Source organism: Streptomyces sp. NPDC049627, assembly GCF_044465645.1.
In the GTDB taxonomy this organism is placed as follows: domain Bacteria; phylum Actinomycetota; class Actinomycetes; order Streptomycetales; family Streptomycetaceae; genus Streptomyces.
Window position 1 is genome coordinate 419,172 of sequence record NZ_JBITLW010000006.1, and the last position, 24,568, is coordinate 443,739.

Consider the following 24,568-nt stretch of genomic DNA (forward strand, 5'->3'; position numbering starts at 1 on the left):
ATCTTTGAAGACGGACCCTAGTCGTCCGCGATCACGACGAGGTCGAGCGTTCGCGGTCCGTGTACGCCCTCTACCCGGTCCAGTTCGATGTCGCTGGTGGCTGAGGGACCGGAGATCAGGGTCAGCGGCCGGCGCTGGTGGAGCAGGCTCAACGCCTCGGGTACATCAGCGACGATCCGGTTCGCCCGGACCACGCAGACATGTTGATCTGGGAGCAAGGTCAGCACACGGCGTCCCTGTCCCGGTCCGCTGTCGAGGACGACGGTGCCGGTGAGGGCGATCGCTGCGGCGACGGTGGTGAGCACAGCGTCCGCCGCGTCGAGCTGTCGGACCGTGAGCGGCGGAGCGTCCTCCAACCGGGACCAGGGCCCTTCGGGTACGAGGTCGTCGGGGAAACCCGGGGGCAGCACAACTGACCTTGCTCCGGTGCGGGCCAGCGCGCGGCCCACGGCGGCGACGGCGTCGGACGGCGGGACCCGGACGACGGTGGCGCGGTAGTCGGCGGCGCGTTGGACGAACAGCTCGACGACGTCCAGCCCAGCCTGCTGGGAACGCGCATCGTGTGGGGCGGGGTCGCCGTCAGGAACCTCGGCATCCGGCACGTCGACCAGCGCGCTCCGGATGTCGCCCAGTACGGTGTCGCGGCCGCTCATCGGCCCTCCCCTTCCGTCGTCGTACCGCCTGCTTCTCTCGTCCGTCGCCACCAGGCGCGCAGGGACTCGCGCGCCGGCGCGGGGGTGTCACGGGTGCCGGACCAGCGGGCGAACGGGCCGGGCAGCACTCCGATCCGGCCGTCGCGGGCCACCAGCCGGGCACCCAGTGCGGCGAGTCGCTGAACCGCCGCCAGCCGCCTCGGGGAGGACAGCACCGCGCCTGCGGCCTTCATGGCGAGCGTCTCGGGAGTGGGCAGCAGCCGGTCCCCCCGCTTGGCCTCCACGGCCTTCGCCCGCAGATGGACCAGCACCTCCGGAATGTTGATCTTCACGGGGCAGGCGTCGTAGCAGGCGCCGCACAGGGTCGAGGCGAAGGGCAGTGAGGCCGCGTTCTCCACTCCGACGAGCTGCGGGGTCAGTACGGCTCCGATCGGTCCGGGGTACACGGATCCGTAGGCGTGGCCGCCGGTGCGCTCGTACACCGGGCAGACGTTCAGGCAGGCCGAGCAGCGGATGCAGGACAGGGCCTGCCGGCCCACCTCGTCGGCCAGGGTGGCGGTGCGGCCGTTGTCGAGCAGCACCAGGTGGAAGTGCCTGGGGCCGTCGCCTTCGGTGACGCCGGTCCACAGCGAGGTGTACGGGTTCATCCGCTCGCCGGTCGAGGACCGTGGCAGCAGTTGGAGGAAGACGTCCAGGTCGGCGAAGGAGGGCAGGACCTTCTCGATGCCCATGACGGTGATGAGGGTGTCCGGCAGGGTCAGGCACATCCGCCCGTTGCCCTCCGACTCCACGACCATCACCGTGCCAGTGTCGGCGGCCGCGAAGTTGGCGCCGGAGACGGCGACCTTGCACCGCAGGAACTTCTCGCGTAGATGCAGCCGGGCGGCTTCGGCGAGCTCGCGTGGATCGTCGCCGAGGCCTTCGGGGGCTGGTCTGCCCCAGTTCTTCATCTCCCGAAGGAAGATCTCCCGGATCTCGGAGCGGCCCCGGTGGATGGCCGGTACGAGGATGTGTGAAGGCCGGTCCCCACCCAACTGCACGATGAGCTCGGCGAGATCGGTCTCGTAGGCGCGGACGCCCGCGTCCGCGAGCGCCTCGTTGAGGCCGATCTCCTGGGTCGCCATCGACTTGACCTTGACGACCTCGCTCTCGCCGGTCGCCTGAACCAGCCGTGTCACGATGGCGTTCGCCTCGGCCGCATTCGACGCCCAGTGGACCGTGCCGCCGGCGGCGGCCACCGCCTCCTCCAGCCGCAGCAGATGCTGATCGAGGTGGCGTAGGGTGCGGCGCTTGACGACCGCCGCCCGCTCGCGCAGGTCCTCCCAGTCATCGAGCTCGGCGGTGACCGCCAGCCGCTTGTCGCGGATGGTTGTGGTGGCACGGCGCAGGTTCGCGCGCAGCCGGGTGTCGGCGAGCGCGGCGCGCGCGGCCTCGGGGAAGGCCGGTGTGCCCAGCCATACGACGTTGTCGGCGCCGTTCATGCTGCATCCCCTTCCGTGGAGGCCAGGATTTCGGCCAGGTGCAGGGTCCCGATGCCCGTACGCAGCCGGGACAGGCCGCCGCCGATGTGGGTGAGGCAGGAGTTGTCGCCCGCGCACAGGTACTCCGCGCCGGTGTCCAGGACATGGCGCATCTTGTCGACCAGCATCGCGTTGGACACATCCGCGTTCTTCAGCGCGAAGGTGCCCCCGAAGCCGCAGCAGGACTCGGCGGCGGGCAGCTCGACGAGGTCGATGCCCTTCACCGCGCGCAGCAGCCTGAGCGGCCGGTCTCCGACCCGCAGCATGCGCAGCGAGTGGCAGGTCGGGTGGTAGGTGACCCGGTGCGGGAAGTAGGCGCCCACGTCGGTGACGTCGAGGACGTCGACGAGAAGTTCCGACAGCTCGTACACCGTTGGCACCACCCGTTCGACCGCCTCAGTGAGCACGGGATCTCCCAACTGGGCGGCCACTACGCGGTGGTGGTCGCGCACCATGCCCGCGCACGAGCCGGAAGGGGTGACCACGGCGTCGTAGCCCGCGAAGACCTCTGCGAAGCGGCGCACCATGGGCAGCGTTTCGGGGCGGTAGCCGGTGTTGAAGTGCATCTGGCCGCAGCAGGTCTGGGCCTGCGGGAACTCCACGGTGTGGCCGAGCCGTTCCAGCAGTTCGGTCACCGCGCGACCGGTGCGGGGGAACATCATGTCGTTGAAGCAGGTGATGAAGAGAGCTATGCGCATGGTGTTTCCTGAACGGCCGGGGAACCGATGACGGTCAGGCCGTAGGTCCGCAGTGCGGTTCCGGTGAAGACCTCCCGGCGTTCGGTGAGATGGAGTTCAGCCGTCAACTCCTTTGCTGCGTCGATTACGTCGGTGTAGGTGGCGGCCAGTCGACAGACGGGCCAGTCGGAGCCGAACATCAGCCGCCGCGGACCGAAGGCATCCAGCACGGTGCCCGCGTACGGCCGGAGGTCCTCGACGCTCCACCGGTCCCAGTCGGCCTCGGTCACCATGCCGGAGAGCTTGCAGACGGTGTTGGGCAGTGCGGCCAGCAGGCGCACCGTGTCCGCCCACGGCCGCAGCGCGCCCGAGGCGATGGGGGGCTTGCCCGCGTGATCGAGTACGAACGTGAGGTCGGGAAGCAGGCGGGCGGTCTCATACGCGGCCGCGAGCTGGTGGGGCCTGATGACCAGGTCGTACACGAGTCCCGCCTCGGCCACCGCGGCGAGCCCCCGCAGCACGTCCGGTCGCATCAGCCAGAGAGGGTCGGATTCGCCTTGTACCTGGTGGCGGATACCCACCAGGTAAGCACCTCCCGGCTTCTCTCGCAGCGCCGCGAGCGCACGGGCGACATCTGGGGACGTCAGGTCGGTCCAGCCCACGACGCCGGCCACCAGGTCGCTGCCCTGGGCCAGCGCCAGCAACTCGGGTGTCTCCTGAGGCCCGTCGATCGTCTGGACCAGGACGCTCGCCGTGACGCCGGCGGCCCGGGCCGCGGAATCCAGATCGGCGAGCAGGAAGTCGCGGCGCAGCAGGGCGAGTTCCTGTCCGGTGATCCAGTCCTGGTCGCGGACGGAGAGGTCCCACACGTGGTGGTGTGCGTCGATGATGCCCTCAGCGGTGATCATCTCCATGGCGGTCACCCTCCCGACTCCGGTGCGGCGGCGGGGACGGGGACGTCCGCGGGCAGCAACTCCTCGGCACGTAGTTCGTCCCAGAGCGCGGTCGGTACCGTTCGCCGCATCTGGTCCACCGTGTCCTGGACCTCCGTGGCGGAGCGTGCGCCGGACAGCACGCTCGCGACCGCCGGATGGCCGAGCGGGAAGTGCAGAGCGGCTGCGCGCAGCGGTACGCCGTGGCGGTCGGCGACCGCTTGCATGCGCAGCGCCCGGTCCAGTACATACGGCGGGGTGGGCGCGTAGTCGTACATGGCCCCGGGTCTGGGGTCGGTGAGCAGACCCGAGTTGAACACCCCGCCGACGATGACACTACGGCCACGGGCGGCGGCCTCCGGCAGTACCTCCGCCAGTCCCTCCTGCTCCAGGAGGGTGTAGCGGCCAGCGAGCAGTACGACGTCGATGTCGGTCTCGCGCAGGAAGCGGGTGGGGAGCGCGCACTGGTTCATTCCGATGCCGATCGCCTTGACGACTCCTTCGCCGCGGAGCCGTTCCAGCGCCGGGTACGCCTCGGTGAGGGCCTGCTCGGCGTGGTGGTCCGGGTCGTGCAGCAGAGCGATGTCCACACGGTCGAGGCCGAGGCGGTCCAGACTCGCTTCCAGGGAACGCAGGACTCCGTCAGAGCTGAAGTCCCATACGCGGCGGTGCGTGTCGGGTACGGCGAAACCGTGGGCGAGATCGTCCCCGCCGCCACCCTCCGGGTGCGGTTCGAGCAGCCGCCCGACCTTGGTGGAGAGGGTGTAGGCGTCGCGGTCCCGGCCGCGCAGTGCGGCACCCAGGCGGCGCTCGGACAACCCGAGTCCGTAGTGAGGGGCGGTGTCGAAGGTGCGTACGCCCGCGTCCCAGGCAGCCTGCACCGCGGCGGACGCGGCCTCGTCGGAGACCGGGCGGAAGAGGTTGCCGATGCCGGCGGCCCCGAACGACAGCTCGGTGACCCTGACATCGGTGGTGCCGAGCGTGGTCGTTCTCATCTAACAGCCCCCGGGCGCAGCCGGAGCCCTTGCACGCCACCGTCGACGGCGAGGGCGATGCCGGTGACGGACGCCGCGGCGGGGCTCGCCAGGTAGACCACGGCCGCTGCCACCTCGTCCGCGGTGACCAGTCGGCCCAGGGGCTGGCGTGCGTCGAGGGCGGCGCGTTCCACTTCCGGGTCGTCGGCTGCGTCCAGGAGCCGGGTCACCCAGGGTGTGTCGGCGGTGCCGGGGTTGACGCAGTTGACGCGGATGGCCTCACGAACATGGTCCGCGGCCATCGCGAGGGTCAACGACTGCACCGCCCCCTTGCTCGCGGAGTACAGGGCGCGCTGGGGAAGGCCCGCGGTGGCCGCGATGGAGCACGTGTTGACGATCGCGGCGTGCGACGAGCGCCGCAGATACGGGAGGGCGGCCCGGGTGGTGCGCACCGTCCCCAGCACGTTGACGTCGAGGACGCGGTGCCACTCCTCGTCGGGGTTGTCCTCGACGGTACCGATGGCGCCGATGCCCGCGTTGTTGACGAGGATGTCCAGGCCACCGAGCCGTTCGGCGGCCTCCGCCACGGCCGAGCGTACCGAGGCGTCGTCGCCGAGGTCGGCCTTGATGGCGATCAGCGGCTCGGGGGCGACGGAGGAGTCGAGGTCGAGGACGGCCACCGTGGCGCCGTGCTCGGCGAGCATCCGGGACGTGGCCAGCCCGATGCCGGACGCGCCGCCGGTGACGACTGCCTTCAGGCCTGACAGGCCGCTCAAGTTCCTCAAGCTGCTCACAGGGGTGCCTTTCACGCTTGGCCGAAGGTCTGGCGCTGGGCGCCGAGGCAGTCGACGGAGAGCTCGACGCTGTCGCCGGGGCGGAGATAAGGGGTGCCGGGAAGACCCAGAGCCACACCCGCCGGAGTACCGGTGTTGATCACGTCCCCCGGCTCCAGGACCATGTACTGGCTCAGGTACGACACGATGTGACCAACCGGGAAGATCATGTCGCTGGTGTGCCCCTCCTGTCGCTTCACGCCGTTGACGCTCAGGTGCAGGCCGAGGTCCTGCGGATCGCCCACTTCGTCGGCGGTCACCAGCCACGGTCCGAGCGGGTTGAAGGTCTCGCAGGACTTGCCCAGGTCCCACTGCGAGGAGTACTCCAGCTGGAACTCCCGCTCCGAGACGTCATGGCTGATCGCGTACCCCGCGATCACGTCCCATGCGGCCTCGGGTCCGTCGAGGTAGCGGGCTCTTTGTCCGATGACGACCGCCAGTTCGACCTCCCAGTCGGTCTTCACGGAGCCGCGGGGGATCAGCACTTCGTCGTACGGGCCGATCACCGTGCCGGGATCCTTCATGAAAACCACGGGCCGCGGGGGGATCGCCGCGCCGGTCTCGGCGGCGTGGTCGCGGTAGTTCAGGCCGACGCAGACGATCTTGCCGGGGCGGGCGAGAGGGGTGCCGATGCGTAGACCGTCCGGGTCCAGTTCGGGCAGTTCTCCCGCTTTGACGGCCGCGCGGGCCCGGTCGACTCCACCGGAAGCGAGGAAGGCGCCGTCGATGTCGGAGGTCACCTGGGACAGGTCGAGCAGCCGACCATCCTCGGCGCGGACTGCGGGACGCTCCTCGCCGGGGGCGCCGACTCGTAGAAGTTTCACCGGGCGTCTCCTTGCGATGGGTGCAGATGCCGGATTTCGGTCAGGTCGGACCAGTTGCCAGCGGTGCCGGTATCGGCCCAGGCCTCCTGGCGCGGATCGCTGAGTCTCCAGCGGTCATGGGTGGTCGCGGCGGTGTGGATCGCGGCCATGTCAGCCGTGAAGTCGTCGCCGTGGTGGTCGAAGCAGGCGGACGGCGTGTCCTCACGCAGGAGGATGCTGCAGTCGCGGACGTTCGCGGCCCGTAGCGCTGCATCGACGTGCGGCCGGACAGCGGAGTGCGGTCGCGGATACAGCCCGCGGTCTTCGGGTCTCAGACGGATCGTCTGGGCAACCCGTGTCATCTGTTCCTCACTCCTTGGTGGCGCCGGCGAGCATGCCGGCCACGAGGGCGCGCTGGGAGAAGAGGAAGACGATCAGTACGGGAACGATGGTGACCAGGGTGGCCAGGGCCAGTTCGGGCCGCATGATCTGGTTGCCGGTGCCGCTGGAGGTGTTGAACAGCGGTGAGGCGGCGAGCAGGTTGTTCAGCCCCACCTGCGCCGGATACTGCGAGCTGTCGGGCAGCATCACGAACGGCAGGAAGAAGTTGTTCCAGTTGCCGACGAAGTTGAAGAACCCGACCAGGGCGATCACCGGCTTGGCCAGCGGCATCGCGACGAGACGGAAGACCTGCCACTCCGAGCAGCCGTCGATCCGTGCGGCGGACAGCAGGTCGGCGGGGACGTTGGAGGAGAAGTAGATGTAGGTGAGGTAGACCCCGAACGGGAAGAAGGAGAAGGGCAGGATCACCGACCAGATCGTGCCGTCCAGGTGCACGGCGTTCATCCCCAGGTACAGGGGAAGCACCATCGCGGCCGTCGGCATGAGCATCACGAGCATGGTGACGGTCAACAGCATCCGGCGCCCGATGAACTGGGTGAGAGCCAGCGCGTATCCGGCGGGGATCGATGTCACCAGCGTGATGACCAGTGCACCGAACGTGTAGAGGGCCGAGTTCTTCAGCCAGGTGAGGATGGCGCCTTCCTGGAAGGCGTAGAGATGGTGCCAGGCGTCGGCGATCGAGGTGAAAGACCCGAAGGAGAACGGGTTGTCCCGCACGATCTGGCCGTCGGTCTTGGTCGTGGCCAGCAGGAGCCACACCACCGGCACGCAGAAGAACAGCACGGCCAGGGTCATGACGATGAGCCAGGCCACCCGGGCGGCCAGTGAGCGTGGGCGGCGCGTCCGGTGCATGGGCTTCCTCGGGCTGGTGCGGGCGCCGTCGGTACGGGGCGGCTGGGTTCGGCGGGCTGTGGTCGTGGAAGCCGTGGTCATCGTTCGTCCCTGTCGAACAGGCCGGTACGGAAGACGACGAGCACCGCGCAGGCCAGGCCCAGGATGAGCAGGTCGACGGAGAGCGCCGCCGCGCCGTTGAAGTCGCCCGACTGGAAGGCGTACTGGTAGGACAGCTGGTTCGGTGACCAGCTGTCGGGGATCATGCCCCAGCTGGCGAGGGAGACCAGTTGTGGCTCGACGAAGAGCTGGGTGCCGGCCGCGAAGGCCAGGATCAGCATGTACGCGATCCACTTGGTGATCATGGGGATCTGGATGCGCAGGGCGATCTGGAGCGTGCTGGCGCCGTCGATGCGGGCGGCCTCCAGGATCTCGTCCGGGATGCTGTTGAGCGCGCCGTACATGACCACGATCCAGCCGCCGGCCCCGGTCCAGAAGGCGATGACGGTGAACAGCACCGGCAGGTGGCCGGGGGCGTTGACCTGGGCGAGGGTGTTCCATCCGAAGGCCTTGAGCAGCCAGCCGACGGGACTGGCGGCCGGGTCGAGGAGGATCAGGAAGAGCAGGACGCTCGCCACCCCGGCGAGGGCGCCCGGCAGGTAGAACAGGAACCTCAGGGTGGTGGAGGCCCTGCGCATGCGGCCGTGCAGCATCAGGGAGAGCAGCACCACCAGGATCATCAGGCTGGCCAGCCAGAACACGAGGTACAGGCCGATGTGGAGGAAGGCCGGCCCGAAGCGGTAGTCGGTGAACGTCCGGGTGAAGTTGCCGATACCGACGAGTTGGTGGCGGGAGTTGGACAGCGCCAGCCACACCGCGTAACCGGTGGGCAGGATGCCGAAGGCGAGCAGGAGGAGGAAGTAGCCGGAGACGAAGACGTAACCGGCGCGTCCGACCGGGTTGCGGGCCGAGCGGCCGCCGCGGCGGCCGCTCCGCTCCGTTGCGAGGTGGGTGGTCATCGGTCCGCTTCGCTAGTTGACGGTGTATCCGAGGGACTTGGCCTTGTCGGTGATGGCCGTCTGCCAGGTGCCCAGGGTGTCGGTGAGGGTCTTGCCCGAGTTCAGGGCCGGGACCACGGTGGAGGAGTAGATCGCTTCCTGGCTGTACTGGGTTGCGGACCAGCCGGGCCAGATGAGTTCCGCCGCCTCCTGGAAGACCGGGCTGACGTCCTGGGCGAAGTAGCCGGTCTTCTTCTGGCCGGCGAGCCAGGCGACGGCTGCCTGCTTGTACGCGGGGTAGGTGCCCGCGGTGGCCTGGTAGTCGTCGGAGGTTGTCATCCAGGTGACCAGGTCGGCGGACGCCTTGAGGTTCTTGCTGTGGGAGGAGACGAACCACAGGCCGCCGCCGACGTTGCCGGTGTAGTTCTTGGTGTCGCCCTCGAACTTCAGCGGCGCGGCGGCGGCGATCTGCCCCTTGGGGATCTTGAAGGTGGAGTTGAAGAGCACCTGCCCGTACCAGGAGGGGCCGGGGAGCAGAAGGACCTTGCTCGCCTCCTTCTTGATGAAGCCGGCGCTGAAGACGGTGTCCTTGGACACCGAGCCCTTGGCGATCAGCCCGTCGAGCAGCTTCGCCATCCGGGTGCACTTGGCGTCCTGCAGGTCGACCTTGACCTTGTTGGCGTTGGTCACGGTGCTGGCGGGGCACTGGCTGGCCCAGAAGTACACCTCGGGGCTCCAGGCGTCCCCGGCGGTTCCGACCAGGTAACCGGGGTGCTCCTTGGCGACCTTCTTGCCGAGGGCCTCGTACTCCTCCCAGGTGGTCGGGACGGAGTAGCCGAACTTGTCCAGGAGCTTCTTGTTGTACCAGAGCACGTTCTGGGCGAGGTCGTTGCGCAGACAGTAGGTGGCGCCGTTGGCCTTGCAGGGGTTCAGCGCGCCGTCCGCGAAACCGTCCAGGGTGGACTGCGGGATCAGGCCCTTGTCGACGGGTGCGGCGAAGGGGGTCTTGCCCTGGGTGGTCCAGCTGCCGTCGTTGACGTTGGCGCTGAAGGCGACGTCCGGCCAGCCGCTGCCGCTGCGGTCGAACAGCCGGACCTTGGTCTGCAGGTCGTTGGCGCCGTTGGCGTCCCCGCTGTACGTGACGATCTTGATCTTCACGTCCGGGTGGGCCTTCTGATAGGCCTGCACGCCGGGGACTCGGGCGGCGTCCGCCCAGACCGTGATCGGGCTGCCCGCCTCCTGCTTCACCGGCTTGAAGGCCGCAGGGGAGGAGGACGCCCCGGCGGATGTGGGGTCCGCGCTGCCGCAGGCGGCGAGCGCGAGAAGGGAGACGGCGCCCAGGGCCGCTCCGGCAACGCGTCTGACCTGACGGCGGGAGGTGACGGGAACGTCGCTGTTCATGACTGACCTCATGTCTGGGTTCTGCGGAGATCCGCGGGATGTCGGCGCAAGCACCGGAGAGGGGAGGTGTGGAGGGATCAGGTACCGAAGGCGTGGAGGGTCGGGTACGGCGCGATCGTGGGAGAGGGGCGGGCTGATCAGGCCTTCGGCGGCGCGAAAGTTTCCTTGTCGACAAACCGCTGGAGGACGGGAGGGTAGTCCAGGCCGGCGGGCAGCGCCACGCCGGGCCCGGTGGGGGCGTGGACGAGTCCTTGGGCGTCGATGCCGCTCTCGCGGCTGATGGGATTGCCCATGACCAGGGACTCGTAGTAGGTGGTGTTCGAGATGGCCATGCACAGGTGCCGGTTGGGGATCTCCGGCCCGTGCACCTCGGCGCGCAGCCGGTAGGCGTCGGCGAGGTGGGCGGTGCGCATGGCGCCGGTGAAGCCGCCACGCAGTTGGGTGGAGGCTCGGACGCCGAAGGTGGCGGCGCCGGCCTGGATGAAGTCGGCCGAGTTCATGTGAGCCCCGTCGGAGGTCTCGGCCACCAGCAGGGGCACCGCAACCGCGTCGGCGAGGCGCTTGTACGCGGTGATGCTGAACTCCCGGATCGGCTCCTCGTACCAGAGGTAATCCGCGTCGGACAAGGCGTGCCCGAGGTAGATCGCGTCGGGGAGGTCGAATCCTGCGGACCCGTCGAACATCAGGGGAATCGCGTCCCCTACGTGTTCCCGTAGGGCCACCGACAGCCGGGCGTCGCGGCGTGCGTCGCCCCAGGCGTGGAGCTTGATGGCGGGGTATCCGAGCTCCAGGGCCTGGTCAGCGATGTCCAGGTACTCCTCCACCGAGGAGTAGGTGACGGTCGAGGCGTAGGCGGGGATCGAGGTGCGGAAACCGCCCAGCACCTGCCAGGTGGGCCGGTCCGCGAGCCTGCCGGCCAGGTCCCACAGTGCGGTGTCGACGAGGCCGAGCAGATAGAGGGGCAGCTCCTCGGTGCGGTCCAGCTCCCACATGCGGTGCCACAGCCATTCCCGCTGCAGCGGGTCCTGGCCCACGAGCTCCTTGCGCAGGAAGCGGTCCAGCAGGTCCGCCAGGATGACGGCGCTGCCCCGACGGGGGGCCATGGCGATGCCCTCGACTCCTTCGTCGGTGCAGATGCGCAGCACGGCCGCCTCGCCGTCCGGCGGGCTGCCCTGCAACCCGTCACGCCAGACGAACGGCGGACTGGCGCCCGGAACCCGGACCGGATAGCTCTCCACATCGGCAATGCGCACGGTCGTTACCCCTTGCAGTGGCAGCTAACTGCTGCGAAATTTTCGTGTAACGTAAGTCGTCATACGAATGCTGTCAAGGTGTTCGGAGCAGTAGACTCTGCGATCGTCCACACCGGCGAGGGGGCCCCATGGCGAAGAGCGGTCGAAACGGCGTCGAGGATCCGGCGGCCCTGAAGCCCTGGCCCAAGCGACCTGCGCGGCTGGCCCACGCGGTGGTGGAGTCCCTTACCGACAGCATCGTCTCGGGTGCCATCCCGTCGGGCTCCACCTTGCCGGTCGAACCCGAACTGTGCGAGACGTTCGGCGTCAGCCGCATCACGATCCGTGAGGCGGTCAAGTCGCTGGAGGCCAAGGGGTTGGTTCGGGCCCGGCAGGGTTCCGGCACCACGGTCACCCAGTCCGAGGAGTGGAATCTCCTGGATCCCGTCGTGCTGGCGGCCACCGTCCAGCACGACGACGAACTCGTCGTGCTGGACCACCTTGTCGGCGTGCGTTCGGTCCTTGAGGCGCAGATGGCGGCCCAGGCCGCCGAACTCGCCACGGATGACGATCTCCGGGAGGTGGAAGGGCTGCTCGACCGCCTCGAAGACGAAATCGCCACTCCCGCCCGGTTCGTCGAGAGCGATGTGCTCTTCCATGACCGGATCATGCAGGCGTCCCGGAACAGGCTGGGCCGTTCCATCATCCGGACCGTGCACACCCAGGCCCGCAGTACGTTCCTGTACACCGGCACTCCCGACGGCCGCGCGTGCGAACAGGCGAACGCCGAGCACAGCCGGATCGTCGAGCGGCTCCTGGCCCGCGACCCCGTGGGTGCAGCGCAGGCCATGACGGCCCACATCGAAGCGGCCTGGAGCCGCCGCCGTGTCCCGCACTCCGGTGGCACCGGCTGAACGCACCCCGCACCTTTGCGTGCGCCGGAACCCGCCCCCGAGCCGTCAGGCCGGGGGCGGGTTTCTTTTGTGCTGCAGATCTATTTCTGCGGCACATATTGACAGCATACGTATGACGACTAACGTTACGTCGCCGTATCACCTCCGCAATCACCGCAGGGCTGTGTCCTCCTGAGGGGGATGACGCAGCCCTGCGCGTGCCCTCTTGCACCATCGGAAGGTCTCAGATGCGCCCAACCCGCTCCCGTCGCACACTGAGTGACCGGCTCAGACCATGTCTGGCCGCACTCGCGCTCCTCACCGCCTCTGCCGGGGCCGTCGTCGCGCAGGCGGTGCCCGCGTCCGCCGCCACCGCCGCGACGCTCCATGTGTCCCCCAACGGCACCGGCACCGCCTGCTCGACCAGCCAGCCGTGCTCCGTCACCCAGGCCCAGACCAACGTCCGGGCCATGAACAACTCCATGACGGGCGACATCGTCGTGGAGGTCGCTGACGGCACGTACCGGCTGACGGCCCCCCTCACCTTCACCTCGGCGGACTCCGGCACCGGCGGTTACTCGGTGATCTGGAAGGCCGCGCTGGGCGCCCGTCCGGTCATCACCGGCGCGCAGCGGGCCACGGGCTGGACGCTGCACGACTCGGCGAAGAACATCTGGCAGGCCGACGTCGGCACCGGGTTCGACACCCGGCAGCTGTACGTCGACGGCGTCCTGGCGACCAGGGCCCGCTCCTCGATCAGCCGCGCCGACCTGACCGCGACCACCAGCGGCTACACCTTCACCAACACCGCGCTGAACTACCTCAACAGCCTTGCGAATCCCGGTCGTACGGAGATCCACGGCATCGGATCCTTCACCGACCGCTATTCCCCGGTGTCCGGCATCAGCAACGGCACCATCACCATGGATCAGCCGGCCTGGGACGACAACACCTTCGGCTACGACACCCTGACCAAGCCCTTCCGGTCGGCATCGCTCTACATCGAGAACGCCTACGAACTCCTCGACACGGCCGGCGAGTGGTACCTCGACACGAGCTCCGGAACCCTGTACTACAAGCCGCTCGCGGGACAGAACATGAGCACCGCGGACGTCGAGGTGCCGAAGCTGCAGTCGCTCATCGACGTCGGGGGAAGCTATGCCTCTCCCGCCACCCACATCACGTTCTCGGGGCTCCAGTTCTCGGGCACCAGCTGGCTGGGCCCCAGCAGTGACGGCTACGCCAGCCAGCAGACCGGGGCGTACCTCAAAGGTACGTGGGACCGTCCGTCGGACGCGCTGACCTCCTGCCAGGGCGGCTGTCCGCTCTTCGAGGCGACCCGCCCCCACTGGGACCAGATGCCGGCCGCCGTCCAGGTCTCGGCCGCCGACCACATCACCCTCACCGGCAACCGGTTCACCCAGCTCGGGCAGGTGGGCCTCGGCATCGGCCAGGACGCCAACGCCCACGCCAGCGGGGTCGGCCTCGGTGCCGACACCGTCACCGCCACCGGCAACGTCTTCACGCAGGACGCCGGCGGAGGCATCGTCGTCGGCGGGCTCCAGGCGGACGCGCATCACCCCAGTGACAGCCGGATGACCAACAAGAACATCACCCTGAGCAACAACGTCATTCACGACGTGGCGCTCGACTACCGGGACATGTCGGCCATCCTGGCCACCTACGTCAACGGCGCGACCATCTCGCACAACGAGGTGTACAACCTGCCCTACTCGGGGCTGACCATCGGTTACGGCTGGGGAACCAACGACCCGGGCGGCAGCCAGGACTACGTGAACCGCGGTCTGTACGACTACCAGCCCGTCTACACGACCCCCACCACCGCCGCGAACAACCACATCACCGACAACTACCTCCATGACGTCATGCAGCAGATGAACGACGGCGGCTGCATGTACACCCTCTCGGCGTCACCCGGCAGCACCTTCGAACGCAACTACTGCCACACCAACAACAACTACTACGGCTTCTACCACGACGAGGGATCCAGGAACTTCACGGACACCAACAACGTCTTCCGCAACGTGGGCCGGTGGTCCCAGCAGAACGGCTCCTCAACCAACAACACCGGTGCCCTCACCTTCAAGGACAACTGGTCGACCACGTCCTCGACCAACGTCTTCAACGGACAACGCGGTAACGTGATGAGCGGCACGGTGGTCGTCTCCGACGGCAACTGGCCTTCCGCCGCCCGCACGGTCATGGACAACGCGGGCATCCAGCCCCAGTACCGGCCCCTGACCACGGACCCTGTCACGGCCCCCTACAGCGGCTATTCCTCCACTCCCGCCCTGACCGGCCAGAGCGGCGGTCGCTTCACCGTCACCGACGCGGGAGCCGACATCTGGGGTGCCGGCGGCCAGCACGACGACGCCTACGGCACCGCCTACCTGGCGAACTCCGCTGTAGCCGGCACCTCGGTGACCGCGCGGGTCGACAACGTCGACAACACCAACGGCTGGGCCAAGGCGGGCGTCGTCCTGCGCAACAGCCTCACCGGCAGCGGCTCCTCCCCGGGATACGCGGTCGCCACGGCGACCCCGGGCCACGGTGTGTGCTTCCAGTGGGACTCCACCGCGGACGGCTACCTGGACCAGATGTCGTGCACGTCCTCGACGGTCAAGGCGCCGGTGTGGGTGCGGCTCACCCGCACGGCCACCCAGGTGTCCGCCTTCTATTCCACCGACGGATCCAGCTTCACACAGGTCGGATCGGCGGTCACCCTGCCCGCCATGGCCGCCACTCAGGACGCCGGTGTCATCCACAGCGCCCACAGCACCACCGTCGGCAGTGCGACCTTCAGCAACCTGCGGATTGTCACCTCTCCGTTCAAGGCCTACGGCTCCATCCCGGCCGCGGTGGGCCAGAGCCAGGGAGTGACCTCCCTGACCAACGCGGGTATCGACACCTGGGCCTCGAGCACGCAACACGACGACGACTACTCCGCGGCCTACCAGTCCGGCGTGGCGGGAACGTCGTCGACCGTCACCGTCCATGTCGACAGCCAGGACAACACCAATATCTGGGGCAAGGCCGGCCTGATGCTGCGCAACGACATCACCGGCACCGGCTCCTCCACGGGATACCTCGTCCTCGCCGCCACGCCGAGCAAGGGCGTCACCATGTCGTGGGACTCCAACAGTGACGGCTACCTCGACGCCGCCACCACGAAGACCGGCACCGGCACCGTCGCCCCGGTCTGGCTCCGCCTGGTCAGGAGCGGCGACTCGGTCACCGGCTCCTACTCCGCCAACGGGACCAGCTGGACCACGGTGGGTACGGCGACGCTGACCGGTGCCAACAGCACCGAGGACGCGGGCGTGTTCTTCAACGCTCACACCGGAGCACCCGGCACCGCGAAGTTCAGCCAGTTCTCCGTGAGCTGACGAAGCAGTTCCGGTAACGGTCTCCGGGTTGTGGTGGGGGTTTCCGCACCACAACCCGGAGACCCGTCATGCCCGCGCCGAACTCCGCGCAGCAACGAAACCTCAACGCCCGCGGCAACGGAGGCAGAGGGCCGCCGACCACATCGATGCCGACGTGCTCGCGTTGGGGCAGCTGCCGACGCTGGAGCTGTGCCACCGCCACGCGCGAGGGCCGAGGACCGTATCCACGCTGCCCAAGCCACCGGCCTGCGCCGCATCCGCCACTTTGCCAGGCACTGGCCATGGGCAGGCCTGATCACCAAGGCTCTGCAACAGCTCGGCAGCACTGCCAAGTCCCGGCTGAACGGCCACATCCTGGTGAGCAGCTCCACGGCCTTAAGCAGTGGAAACCTGTGCCCATCCGACGCGACAGACGCGCCACCAGCCTGCCCCGTGCAGAAATGTCCGCCCCGAACAACCCGAAAGGCCGTCAGCAAGTTGATGGCCCTCACACGAGATCGAGGCTAGCGCGACTCATGCCATTGCTTCGCGCCGCGGGAAACCTTGCGTGAGTACTGAAGGGGACGACCTCGCGGAGCTCCACTACTGCGCCCAGGCGAGTGCGTTGGCTGCGGCCGAGGAGATAGGCGAAGACCAAGATGGCGATGGTCCCAGCGGCGATCGCTGGGATCATCGGCACAAGGATGTCGATCGGTGAGACCTTCAGGGCCGCTGCCGCACGAGCGGTGGAGCCGCCCAACAGCACGGTGTTGAGTACGCCGTTGGCGGTGGCGGTCACACAGGTCAGGACGACGGGGCTCATGTCGAGACGGAGGTAGACCGGCAGGAGGGCGGAGGTGACAATGATGAGCGTTGTCGAGCCGTCGCCGTCGGCCCACCATCCGCAGGATGGCTCTGACGAGCGAGTCGAGGCGACCGACGTCGATCATGATGCCGAAGAACGTGATGGCGGAGAATAGCAGGGCTGCGGTGGGCGCGACGTCCTCGATCGACTCAGGCGGTGACCCAGTAGGTGCGCGTGTTGGTGAACTCGCGGATGCCGGCGGCAGCCAGTTCGCGGCCGTAGCCGCTGCGTTTGGTACCGCCGAAGGGCAGGCGCGGGTCTGAGGCGACGATCGCGTTGACGAAGGCCGCCCCGCTGGTGATCCTGTGGGCGAGGGCGACGCCCCGGCCGGGGTTGGATGTCCAGATACTCAGGCCGAGTCCGTACGCAGTGGCGTTCGCGAGACGTACGGCGTCCTCGTCGTCCCGGGCGACGGTGATCGCGGCGAGCGGGCCGAAGGTCTCCTCGTCGAAGGCGGCTATGCCCGGGCCGGTGTCCGCCAGGACGGTGGGCTGGTAGAAGTAGCCGTCTCGGGGGAGCGGTTTGCCTCCGGTCAGCAGGCGGGCGCCGGCGGCGACGGACTTCTCGACCTGCCGCTGGATCGCCGCCCGCAGGTCATTGCGGGCGAGCGGGCCGACCTGGGTGTCCCGTTCGCGCGGGTCGCCGACCCGCAGGGCTTCGACGCCCGCCACGAACGCGGCGGTGAAGGCGTCCACAACGGAGGCGGCGATGATGAACCGCTTCGCGCACACGCAACTCTGACCAGAGTTGGTGAAACGCGCCTTCACCGCGGCCGCTGCGGCCGCTTCGACGTCGGCGTCGTCCAGGACCACGAAGGCATCCGAACCGCCCAGTTCCAGTACGGACTTCTTCGCCGCGCGCCCTGCCGCCGAGCCGACGGCCGCGCCTGCCCGGTTGCTCCCGGTCAGGGTGACGGCGGCGACGCGGTCGTCCTCGATGAGCCGGGAGGTGACCTCCGGCACGGCGCCGTCGGCGATCACCAGTGTGGTCACCAGATGCTCGGGGAAACCGGCCTCGACGAAAAGAGGTCCTGCAGGGCGAGCGCGCTGCCGGTGACGTTGGAGGCGTGCTTGAGCAGGATTCCGTTGCCCGCGACCAGGGACGGGACGGCGAAGCGCATGACCTGCCAGATGGGGAAGTTCCACGGCATGACGGCCAGGACCAGACCGATCGGCTCGTGGGCGACCCAGGCTTCGGCTCCGTCGATGTCCACGCGTTCGTCGGCGAGGATTCCCGGGCCGTGCTCGGCGTAGTACTCGGCGGTCAGTGCGGACTTGCTCACTTCGCCCTCTGCCTCGCCGACCGGCTTGCCCGTCTCGGTGACGGCCAGATGGGCCAGGGCTTCCTTGTGTTCAGCAAGGACGTGGGCCAAGTGACCGACGCGGGTGGCCCGTTCGGAAGCGGGGACGCGGGCCCAGGCGCGGGCGGCGGCATGAGCACGCTCCACAGCCGCCTCGATCCGTACGGTGTCCCAGGCTTCGTACTCGGCGAGCGGTTGTCCTGTAGCGGGGTTGGTGGTGCGGATGGCGGCGCTCATGAGGTGGGGGATCCTCCCTTGTCGTGCTGGGAGAGGTGCTCGAAGGTCTCGCCGGTGGCGGTGATGGTGCGGGTGACGTCCCGGCCGCCGTAGACCCAGTAGATCCGCATGACGCCCTCGCCGCGGTTGAAGAACCGGTGCGGGATCCCGGCGGGCACCCAGGTCGCCTGGCCGGCCTCCAGGTCGAAGAACTCTCCGTCGATTTCCGCGGTCGCCTCACCTTCGAGGATCAGGACCGACTCCTCGACGTTGTGGCTGTGCAGGGGCAGACCGGTGCCGGGTTGGAACACGGTCTGGCCGGTGGTGATGACGGCTTTCTGTGAGTTCCACTTGCCGACGTAGGGGACGGTGGCCACTCCGCCACCACGGTCGAAGCGTTCGACCTCGTCGGGATGGATGAGCAGGTTCGGCGGGGTGGGCTTGGCGCACATGCGGCGGCTCCGATTGAGAGGTCAGGAGTGGTGGAACAGGCGGCGGGAGAGCGTGTTGACCTGGCTGCCGGGGACGATGTACTTCGCCGCGGCCTCCCGCCAAACCTGGAAGTGGGGTGCGGCTCGGTGTGCCTCGACGGCGGCCTCGTCGTCGTAGATCTCGTGGAAGACGAAGTGGTGGTCGTCGTCCAGGTCGCAGACGACGTCGAAGTAGCGGCAGCCGGGCTCGTCGGTGAAGGAGCGCTCGGCGTTCTCCTCGATGGCCTTGAGGAAGGCGTCACGGCAGCCGTGGACGACCTGGAGGGACACGGTCAGCGCGATCATGTGGACAGCTCCTGCGGAGTGACGGGACGGGGCAGGGGTACGGCGGTGGCTTCGGCGATGCGGCCGAGGGAGGACCAGGTGTCGTCGGCGAGGGTGATGCCCTCGCTGCGCAGGCGCTCGGCGGTGCGGAGCTCCGGCTCGCCGGGGACGAAGATCTCGGCCGTGCCCGGGGCGGCGGGGGTGGACTTGGTCTCCTCGATCAGGGTTTCCATCCGCTTTTCGAACTCGGCCGGGTCGGCCATCGCCGCGATGTCGACGCAGATCAGCAGGTGGCCGACGCCGCTGCGGTCGCTGGGCCGGTAGGGGCCGACGACCGCCGAGCCGAAGGCACTGCCGGTGAGCACGCCCGCCAACACGTCGAACATGAAGGAGATGGCGTAGCCCTTGTGGCCGGCCATGGGCAGGATCAGGCCCTCGATGGCGCGGTGCGGGTCGGTGGTAGGCACGCCGTCGGCGTCGGCCGCCCAGCCGTCGGGGATGGGCTCGCCGCGCTCCTTGGCGTGGTAGATCTTGCCGCGTGCCACGGCGGTGTTGGCGATGTCCATCACGACCGTGCCGTAGCGGCCGCCCGGGGCGGCGATCGACCACGGGTTGGTGCCGATCCGCTTCTCCCGCCCACCCCAAGGGGCCATCGCCGGACTGGCGTTGGTGGCCAGCAAGGCCACACAGCCCCGCTGGGCGGCCTTGCGGGTGAAGTACGCGGCCGTACCGAAGTGACCGGAGTTACGGACCCCGACCGCGCTGATCCCGTGCCGGCGGGCGCGCTCCACACCCCAGGTCACCGCACGGTCGGTGAGCACCTGGCCGAGACCGTGACACCCGTCCACGACCACGACGGCGCCGCTGTCGGTCACGACCTCGGGAGCGGCGACGGCGGTGGTCGCGCCACTTGCGAGACGACCGAGGTACCAGGGCAGGCGCAGCATCCCGTGGGACGGATGGCCCCACAGCTCCGCGGTCACCAAGGTGTCCGCGAGCAGCCGGGCGTCCGCGGGCGGAACTCCGTGGGCTTCGGTGGCGGCAGCGGCGAATCGGAGCAGGTCGGCGGCGCCGACGGTTTGCGGCATGAGACGGCCCCTCGTAACGAGGAATGATGTATCCAGTCCTGTATACAGGATGGCTCATGCGGAAGCCACCAGCACGGTTGACCGCCGGATCGAGACGCGCAGGGGGGCTACTGGCGGTCGACATCCAGGTGGACGTTGGTGCCGAGCGCGAAATCCTGGCCGGTCAGGCTGTCGATGAGCGCCTGGAGGGTCTGCGCGAGATGGTGCCGGGCGGCCGCTTCCGCCGCCTGTGCGTCGCCCTGCACGATCGCCTTCAGCATCGCGCGGTGCTCCTCCAGCGACGTGAGCATGCGGCGCTGGCCGCTGTGCGAGAGATGCCTCAGCCGTACGGTCTCGCTGCGCAGGTCACCGATCGTGCGGGCGAGATAGGGGTTGCGGCAGGCGGCGATGACGGCCTGGTCGAAGCCCTCGGTCACCTCGTAGAAATCCTGGTAGGACCGCGTCTGCGCGGCGGCGTCCAGCGCACGGAAGGACTCGTCGAACTCCTCCAGCCGCTCCAGCAGTTCACGGAACGGCACCAGCACGCGCCCGTCGGCCGCCCCCGCCGTCGCGACCGATGCGGCCGCACGAGGCTCCAGCAGCATCCGGAACTCGAACAGGGCCCGCACCCCGCCCAGCGAGATCACGGCCACCCGGGCCACCTCGCCCGGCACGAAATCGACCAGCCCTTCCCGGGCCAGCCTCCGGATCGCCTCCCGCACCGGCGTCCGCGAGGCACTCAGTTCCTCGCCCAGCTGGACCTCGCTCAGCTTGGCCCCCGGCCGCAGCCGCAGCGATTCGATGTCACTCTTCAGCCGCTCGTAGACCGCCTCGCTCTTACCGGTTGCCCGAGCCACGGAACTCCTCGTCGATCCTGCCGCACACATCTGTGTATACAGACTAGCGGGGTCATCCCCTCAGGGGTTGACCACTAGCCGGCGCCCCCGTCCTCGTCCACTTGGACGACCGGCTGCTGTGGAAGCACACCCACCCCGACCACAACCCCGGCGGTTACCTCTCCGACAACCAACGCATCCCCGTCGCGGGCACGGAACTGCGGGTGCTGCACACCCCTGGGCACACGCCCGGAGCCATCTGCCTGTACCTGCCCTCGCTCAACACCGTCTTCACGGGCGACACGCTGTTTGCGGGGGGCCAGGAGCGACCGGTCGGTCGTACTCGGACTTCCCGACCATCATCCGCTCGATCCGGGACCGCCTCCTTGTGCTGCCACCGGCCACGGAAGCGCGCACCGGGCACGGACAGGCCACCACCATCGGCGCGGAAGCGCCCCACCTCGCCGACTGGATTACCCGAGGTCCCTGAGTGGCGGCGCTCAGCGAGGATGCCCTGCCCGTGGGGGCCGTGAGTCTCGGTGATCCGCGCACCGCGCGGGCCAGCACTGGTTGCCGCAGCAGGGCAAAGTCCGCGTCGACCTCGCGCAGGACTTCCAGCAAGCCCGGCGCGCGTTCGGCGAGCAAGTCATGACCTGGCTGGTGTAGGCGTGGGCGGTGGACTCGCTGGTCCCGAACCCAGCAGCGATTTTCACGAGGGTGGTGTGTTCGCGCAGGTACACCAGTGCCACCATCGCGCACTGGGAGGGGCGGAGCTTGCAGCGCCGGCCGCCCTCACGGGTGACGACGCGGCTCTACTTCCCCTCCATGAGGAACTGTCCGCGCTCCCGTACGATGGTCACCATCTCGGCGGGTTACGGCGCCAGCGCGAACGGCTTCTCGCACAGCACCCCGCGCTCAGGAACAGCAGGGTGTGCTCATGGCGGACGCTGTTGGGAGAGGCCACGTGCACGAGGCCGACGGTGGCGAGTTGCTCGAAGCAGACGTATCGGCGCCCGGTGGGCACCCCGTACTTGTCGCCGAACTCCTCCGCCTTTTCCGGTCTGCGCGAGGCCACGGCGACGAGGTAGACGTCCGGGCAATCCGCCAAGCCCGTGGGCGAACTTGCTCGCGATCGAGCCGGTTCCCACGATGACCCAGCGGATGGGGTCGGGGCGCGACCCTCCGCATCCTGCTGCCGCCGGTCACGGGTGTGCATCCGACGTGGGTTCGCGCGTTGTGGGGTGTGGATGCCCAACAGGCCCACCAGAGCGGGAAGATGTCGGTGACCTTCATGTGCCGCCGGGAAAATGTGCGGCACCCGCACTGGTCTGCTGGAAACATGGTCGCCTGCGAGCACAACGCCGGTCAGCGGGACCAGGTGATGCCCGTCTCGCCCACCGCGCGCGTCACACATCGCGTGGCACGGAGAACGAGGAGACGCCGATGTCCGAGGCCGCCGACTCACCGAACCTTCATATCGCCACCCCCTCGGTCTATCTCGATCTGTGGGTGTGGATCCGTCTGGCACGCGCGGCGAAAGGAACACCGCAGGAGGCATCCGACACGAACCTGCTCGCAGCCGTTCGAGACGCCTCCGCGGCAGGTGTCCTCTTCCCGCTCTCGGCCACCCACTACATGGAGGTTGGCAAGATCACCGACCCGCGCCAGCGGGCGGAAGTGGCCCGGGTCATGGCCTCCATCTCGCACTGTCGCACCATGCGTTCACGCCGTGTCCTGCTCAGGCATCAGATGCTGCACGCCATGCACGTGAGCTTCGGCCGACCGACGTTCCGGCCCCGCCCGCCGCGAGTGCTCGGCATCGGGGCTGCCTGGGCGCTCGTCGGTGAACGCGCCCCGCTGATCCTCCGTGGCCCCTCCGGCAAGGTCGACATGGACACGGTCCCGGAGCTGCGGGATCTGCTGCGCAAGGCCAACCAGTACGCCGAGTTCCAACTGCTCGCGGGGCCGAGGGACGAGGAGATCGAGAACCTGCGTCGGTTGGGATACCGGCCCGAAGCCATGCGCAAAGTCACCCGGAGCAGACTCGAGTGGGAGGAGATGTATGCCGAGATGCTGGCCGACGACCCGGTCAGCCGGCATGAACTGCGCGTACGAGTTCAGGCACGCGAACTCCTCCACGAGCACTACGAACTGCTCCGGGAACTACTCGACGAGTACCACATCGACCTTCACCGGGAGATCGGACTTGACAAGGCCCGCCCGAGGTCCGGCCGCCCCCGCATGACTGCGTTCGCCGACCGGATGCCGTCGGTGCGCATCGCCGTGGACCTGAAAGCCGAGCTCTTCAGCAATCAGACCAAGACCTGGACGATGAACGCCCTGTACGACGTGGACGCGTTGGGGATCGCGGTGCCGTATTGCCACGTCGTCGTCCCGGACCGCGAAATGGCGAATCTGCTGTCACGGTCCAAGGCCGGTCCGCGCAACGGCACGCGCATCGTCATGCGACTGCGGGACCTGCCCGCCGAACTGGCCGACCTCCAGGCTCAGGTGCACGCCGCCGGCGGTGACCCGTGGGACCGCGACTGGATCGGTCCGGGAGAGGACTTCTGCACCGCCATTGAGGATCTGCGCGCACTCGCGCCGCATCGCCCTGCTGCATGATCGACGGAGTCCCGCGGTTCGGAACCGGAGCGGAAGCGGATGCATCCGGCACGCTGACGGGTATAGGCGGTCAGATCACGGCGGGCCAGTAATGCGTGCAGGTCACGGCACTGATCGTCGCTCAGCTCGACGCGCAGGCTCCTCGGCATGACGTCCTCCCCGCAGGACGCCTACCCAACGCAACCAACTTCACCGGACTCGCTTAGGCCGACGGCGGCTACACCAGGCAGTCTCGGCGCGAGGTGCCTGGTGTAGCTACGAAGAGGCTCGAGTCCGGTTCGGACCCGGACATGAACTGGTGTCGGACATGTCCCGAAGTCACCGCTCGCCGTCGGATGGTCGGGCCGTGTGAGGAGGCAGGCAGCTGCGGGGCGCTGGGGCGCCGGGTGAGCGGTGACCGTACTCCAGGTAAGGCCTTTCCTCGGGGTGCCGGTCCACACGTGTACGCCGCCAAGCGACATCGAAGGAGAGGGCCCCGTCGCTGGCCTGCACCAGGCGCCACGCATGCCAACTGGTCCGCGGCGACAGCAGCCACCGCAGTACAAGCGTGGTCACCGGCATCCCGTCGTCCCGTAGGCTGGACGAGGAGCCCTAGCGCCGGTCACGCGTCACCCGCCAAGACGGATGGCGCGTGCCCGTTCAGCAACGCCTGTGCCTTCAAGGCGTGTTGAGGGCGTTGGGCGCTCTCCATGCCCGCGGCCAGCAGCGTGTAGAGCATGCGTTTCTGACTGGGCTCGGGGAAGCTGGCCAGGAATTCACGCAGTACCTCAAGCGTCTGATGCTCGACCGTCCGCTCGTGCTCGGGCCGGAACCGGGCGAAGGCCTCCGCCACCTTGCTCGCGTCGCTGAGAACGGTGGAGAGCTTGGACCAGTCGGCGTCGTCCCGCTCGACCCATCGCACCAACAGGGCGACCGGATCGGCGAGTTCGGAGGCGACTGCTTCGGCCGCCTGTCGGCGCAGGATGTCGGCCACGGCCTGCTGTCGCTGCGCGGACAGCAGAGCGCTGACGGCGGCCTGGTCATCGGGCGGCAGATCGAGCGCGAGCGAGGCCCGGAACTCGATGGCCGGATCTGTGGACAACGAGCGCTTGGCTCGCAGGTGTTCCCCGACGACATCCCGCGCGGTGGCGAGATCCGCCGGATCGCATGCTACGGCGACATCGGCCGCCGCCCTCCTGAGGACAGCACGCACAGCCGCTGCGAGCTCTTCGCTCGCGGCCGGATACGGCGGCTCGGTGAGGATAGTGGCCGTGATGCGGGCGGCGAAGCCGATCCCAGGACGCGAACTGCGCAGCCTGACCTCGAAGTCGGTCAGGCCGTGCCGCACTGCCCTGCGCATGCGGCGGCGCGACCAGGCTGAGGTGGCCAC

General features: G+C 68.7%; 24 protein-coding genes and 2 pseudogenes. 4 read left to right on the plus strand and 22 right to left on the minus strand.

What is annotated here, in order from left to right:
• Positions 1-17 precede the first annotated feature (17 nt).
• The 12 genes from ACIBU0_RS18990 to ACIBU0_RS19045 form a co-directional block, all read right to left on the minus strand.
• Positions 18-653 (minus strand): LUD domain-containing protein, encoded by a 636-nt coding sequence (locus ACIBU0_RS18990; protein WP_351682941.1) that lies wholly within the window; start codon positions 651-653, stop codon positions 18-20.
• Positions 650-2,134 (minus strand): LutB/LldF family L-lactate oxidation iron-sulfur protein, encoded by a 1,485-nt coding sequence (locus tag ACIBU0_RS18995; protein WP_398819339.1) that lies wholly within the window; start codon positions 2,132-2,134, stop codon positions 650-652. Before ACIBU0_RS18995 ends, ACIBU0_RS18990 begins: the two co-directional genes overlap by 4 nt.
• A complete protein-coding gene (locus ACIBU0_RS19000; protein WP_123761369.1) occupies positions 2,131-2,871 on the minus strand; it encodes a (Fe-S)-binding protein in 741 nt (246 codons plus the stop codon). Before ACIBU0_RS19000 ends, ACIBU0_RS18995 begins: the two co-directional genes overlap by 4 nt.
• Positions 2,862-3,758 (minus strand): amidohydrolase family protein, encoded by an 897-nt coding sequence (locus ACIBU0_RS19005; RefSeq protein ID WP_123765013.1) that lies wholly within the window; start codon positions 3,756-3,758, stop codon positions 2,862-2,864. Before ACIBU0_RS19005 ends, ACIBU0_RS19000 begins: the two co-directional genes overlap by 10 nt.
• 11 nt (positions 3,759-3,769) lie before the next feature.
• Complete coding sequence (locus ACIBU0_RS19010; protein ID WP_398819342.1) at positions 3,770-4,777, minus strand: aldo/keto reductase; 1,008 nt, start codon at positions 4,775-4,777, stop codon at positions 3,770-3,772.
• Complete coding sequence (locus tag ACIBU0_RS19015) at positions 4,774-5,532, minus strand: SDR family oxidoreductase (protein ID WP_351682958.1); 759 nt, start codon at positions 5,530-5,532, stop codon at positions 4,774-4,776. The genes ACIBU0_RS19010 and ACIBU0_RS19015 overlap by 4 nt, the downstream gene beginning before the upstream one ends.
• A gap of 29 nt (positions 5,533-5,561) precedes the next feature.
• Entirely contained in the window at positions 5,562-6,413 is an 852-nt protein-coding gene (locus ACIBU0_RS19020; protein ID WP_398819345.1) for a fumarylacetoacetate hydrolase family protein, read from the minus strand.
• Positions 6,410-6,754: an L-rhamnose mutarotase gene (locus ACIBU0_RS19025; RefSeq protein WP_398819348.1), complete on the minus strand. Its 345-nt coding sequence runs from the start codon at positions 6,752-6,754 to the stop codon at positions 6,410-6,412. Before ACIBU0_RS19025 ends, ACIBU0_RS19020 begins: the two co-directional genes overlap by 4 nt.
• Before the next feature lie 7 nt (positions 6,755-6,761).
• Entirely contained in the window at positions 6,762-7,646 is an 885-nt protein-coding gene (locus ACIBU0_RS19030) for a carbohydrate ABC transporter permease (RefSeq protein WP_123761365.1), read from the minus strand.
• Positions 7,647-7,723: 77 nt separating this feature from the next.
• Positions 7,724-8,644 (minus strand): carbohydrate ABC transporter permease, encoded by a 921-nt coding sequence (locus tag ACIBU0_RS19035; RefSeq protein WP_123761364.1) that lies wholly within the window; start codon positions 8,642-8,644, stop codon positions 7,724-7,726.
• Between the two features lie 12 nt (positions 8,645-8,656).
• On the minus strand, positions 8,657-10,024 hold the full coding sequence (locus ACIBU0_RS19040; RefSeq protein ID WP_123761363.1) for an ABC transporter substrate-binding protein: 1,368 nt from the start codon (positions 10,022-10,024) through the stop codon (positions 8,657-8,659).
• A gap of 137 nt (positions 10,025-10,161) precedes the next feature.
• On the minus strand, positions 10,162-11,277 hold the full coding sequence (locus tag ACIBU0_RS19045) for an enolase C-terminal domain-like protein (RefSeq protein ID WP_123761362.1): 1,116 nt from the start codon (positions 11,275-11,277) through the stop codon (positions 10,162-10,164).
• Between the two features lie 128 nt (positions 11,278-11,405).
• Here ACIBU0_RS19045 and ACIBU0_RS19050 point away from each other — a divergent pair, with 128 nt between their 5' ends.
• Together ACIBU0_RS19050 and ACIBU0_RS19055 are read left to right on the plus strand one after the other, a co-directional pair.
• Entirely contained in the window at positions 11,406-12,170 is a 765-nt protein-coding gene (locus ACIBU0_RS19050; RefSeq protein ID WP_123761361.1) for a FadR/GntR family transcriptional regulator, read from the plus strand.
• 227 nt (positions 12,171-12,397) lie between these two features.
• Positions 12,398-15,556: a DUF1349 domain-containing protein gene (locus tag ACIBU0_RS19055; RefSeq protein ID WP_398819353.1), complete on the plus strand. Its 3,159-nt coding sequence runs from the start codon at positions 12,398-12,400 to the stop codon at positions 15,554-15,556.
• A 487-nt stretch (positions 15,557-16,043) separates the two neighbouring features.
• On the opposite strand, the gene ACIBU0_RS19060 is transcribed toward ACIBU0_RS19055, so the two are convergent.
• The 7 genes from ACIBU0_RS19060 to ACIBU0_RS19090 form a co-directional block, all read right to left on the minus strand.
• The gene (locus ACIBU0_RS19060; protein WP_208299043.1) at positions 16,044-16,358 is read right to left on the minus strand and encodes a hypothetical protein; all 315 of its coding nucleotides are present in this window, start codon (positions 16,356-16,358) and stop codon (positions 16,044-16,046) included.
• 191 nt (positions 16,359-16,549) lie between these two features.
• Complete coding sequence (locus tag ACIBU0_RS19065; RefSeq protein ID WP_398819357.1) at positions 16,550-17,392, minus strand: aldehyde dehydrogenase family protein; 843 nt, start codon at positions 17,390-17,392, stop codon at positions 16,550-16,552.
• On the minus strand, positions 17,389-17,937 hold the full coding sequence (locus tag ACIBU0_RS19070) for an aldehyde dehydrogenase family protein (RefSeq protein ID WP_398819360.1): 549 nt from the start codon (positions 17,935-17,937) through the stop codon (positions 17,389-17,391). Before ACIBU0_RS19070 ends, ACIBU0_RS19065 begins: the two co-directional genes overlap by 4 nt.
• Positions 17,934-18,368 carry a cupin domain-containing protein gene (locus ACIBU0_RS19075; protein WP_133928818.1) on the minus strand — a complete coding sequence of 145 codons (435 nt, stop codon included), beginning with the start codon at positions 18,366-18,368 and terminating at the stop codon, positions 17,934-17,936. The genes ACIBU0_RS19070 and ACIBU0_RS19075 overlap by 4 nt, the downstream gene beginning before the upstream one ends.
• A gap of 21 nt (positions 18,369-18,389) precedes the next feature.
• Complete coding sequence (locus tag ACIBU0_RS19080) at positions 18,390-18,692, minus strand: putative quinol monooxygenase (RefSeq protein ID WP_133928817.1); 303 nt, start codon at positions 18,690-18,692, stop codon at positions 18,390-18,392.
• Positions 18,689-19,759, minus strand: coding sequence for an Ldh family oxidoreductase (locus tag ACIBU0_RS19085; RefSeq protein WP_398819364.1), 1,071 nt, complete (start codon positions 19,757-19,759; stop codon positions 18,689-18,691). Before ACIBU0_RS19085 ends, ACIBU0_RS19080 begins: the two co-directional genes overlap by 4 nt.
• A 107-nt stretch (positions 19,760-19,866) precedes the next feature.
• On the minus strand, positions 19,867-20,595 hold the full coding sequence (locus ACIBU0_RS19090; protein WP_398819367.1) for a GntR family transcriptional regulator: 729 nt from the start codon (positions 20,593-20,595) through the stop codon (positions 19,867-19,869).
• 80 nt (positions 20,596-20,675) lie between these two features.
• On the opposite strand from ACIBU0_RS19090, the pseudogene ACIBU0_RS19095 reads away from it, so the two are divergent.
• Positions 20,676-21,064 (plus strand): annotated as a pseudogene (locus ACIBU0_RS19095) (MBL fold metallo-hydrolase); the annotation flags it as partial.
• Positions 21,065-21,150: 86 nt separating this feature from the next.
• On the opposite strand, the pseudogene ACIBU0_RS19100 reads toward ACIBU0_RS19095, so the two are convergent.
• Positions 21,151-21,380: pseudogene (locus tag ACIBU0_RS19100) on the minus strand (transposase family protein); the annotation flags it as partial.
• A 50-nt stretch (positions 21,381-21,430) separates the two neighbouring features.
• Entirely contained in the window at positions 21,431-21,649 is a 219-nt protein-coding gene (locus ACIBU0_RS19105; protein WP_133928813.1) for a hypothetical protein, read from the minus strand.
• Between the two features lie 368 nt (positions 21,650-22,017).
• Here ACIBU0_RS19105 and ACIBU0_RS19110 point away from each other — a divergent pair, with 368 nt between their 5' ends.
• On the plus strand, positions 22,018-23,199 hold the full coding sequence (locus ACIBU0_RS19110) for a hypothetical protein (RefSeq protein WP_133928812.1): 1,182 nt from the start codon (positions 22,018-22,020) through the stop codon (positions 23,197-23,199).
• A 601-nt stretch (positions 23,200-23,800) separates the two neighbouring features.
• Here the strand turns inward: ACIBU0_RS19110 and ACIBU0_RS19115 are convergent.
• Positions 23,801-24,568 carry a hypothetical protein gene (locus tag ACIBU0_RS19115; RefSeq protein ID WP_351675917.1) on the minus strand — a complete coding sequence of 256 codons (768 nt, stop codon included), beginning with the start codon at positions 24,566-24,568 and terminating at the stop codon, positions 23,801-23,803.

Coding starts and splice junctions, on each gene's coding strand:
- ACIBU0_RS19080 (WP_133928817.1), bottom strand. CDS start 18,692: ATGATCGCGCTGACCGTGTCCCTCCAGGTCGTCCACGGCTGCCGTGAC.
- ACIBU0_RS19030 (WP_123761365.1), bottom strand. CDS start 7,646: ATGCACCGGACGCGCCGCCCACGCTCACTGGCCGCCCGGGTGGCCTGG.
- ACIBU0_RS18995 (WP_398819339.1), bottom strand. CDS start 2,134: ATGAACGGCGCCGACAACGTCGTATGGCTGGGCACACCGGCCTTCCCC.
- ACIBU0_RS19060 (WP_208299043.1), bottom strand. CDS start 16,358: ATGAGCCCCGTCGTCCTGACCTGTGTGACCGCCACCGCCAACGGCGTA.
- ACIBU0_RS19010 (WP_398819342.1), bottom strand. CDS start 4,777: ATGAGAACGACCACGCTCGGCACCACCGATGTCAGGGTCACCGAGCTG.
- ACIBU0_RS19055 (WP_398819353.1), top strand. CDS start 12,398: ATGCGCCCAACCCGCTCCCGTCGCACACTGAGTGACCGGCTCAGACCA.
- ACIBU0_RS18990 (WP_351682941.1), bottom strand. CDS start 653: ATGAGCGGCCGCGACACCGTACTGGGCGACATCCGGAGCGCGCTGGTC.
- ACIBU0_RS19075 (WP_133928818.1), bottom strand. CDS start 18,368: ATGTGCGCCAAGCCCACCCCGCCGAACCTGCTCATCCATCCCGACGAG.
- ACIBU0_RS19025 (WP_398819348.1), bottom strand. CDS start 6,754: ATGACACGGGTTGCCCAGACGATCCGTCTGAGACCCGAAGACCGCGGG.
- ACIBU0_RS19110 (WP_133928812.1), top strand. CDS start 22,018: ATGTCCGAGGCCGCCGACTCACCGAACCTTCATATCGCCACCCCCTCG.
- ACIBU0_RS19035 (WP_123761364.1), bottom strand. CDS start 8,644: ATGACCACCCACCTCGCAACGGAGCGGAGCGGCCGCCGCGGCGGCCGC.
- ACIBU0_RS19040 (WP_123761363.1), bottom strand. CDS start 10,024: ATGAACAGCGACGTTCCCGTCACCTCCCGCCGTCAGGTCAGACGCGTT.
- ACIBU0_RS19085 (WP_398819364.1), bottom strand. CDS start 19,759: ATGCCGCAAACCGTCGGCGCCGCCGACCTGCTCCGATTCGCCGCTGCC.
- ACIBU0_RS19070 (WP_398819360.1), bottom strand. CDS start 17,937: ATGAGCGCCGCCATCCGCACCACCAACCCCGCTACAGGACAACCGCTC.
- ACIBU0_RS19005 (WP_123765013.1), bottom strand. CDS start 3,758: ATGATCACCGCTGAGGGCATCATCGACGCACACCACCACGTGTGGGAC.
- ACIBU0_RS19000 (WP_123761369.1), bottom strand. CDS start 2,871: ATGCGCATAGCTCTCTTCATCACCTGCTTCAACGACATGATGTTCCCC.
- ACIBU0_RS19050 (WP_123761361.1), top strand. CDS start 11,406: ATGGCGAAGAGCGGTCGAAACGGCGTCGAGGATCCGGCGGCCCTGAAG.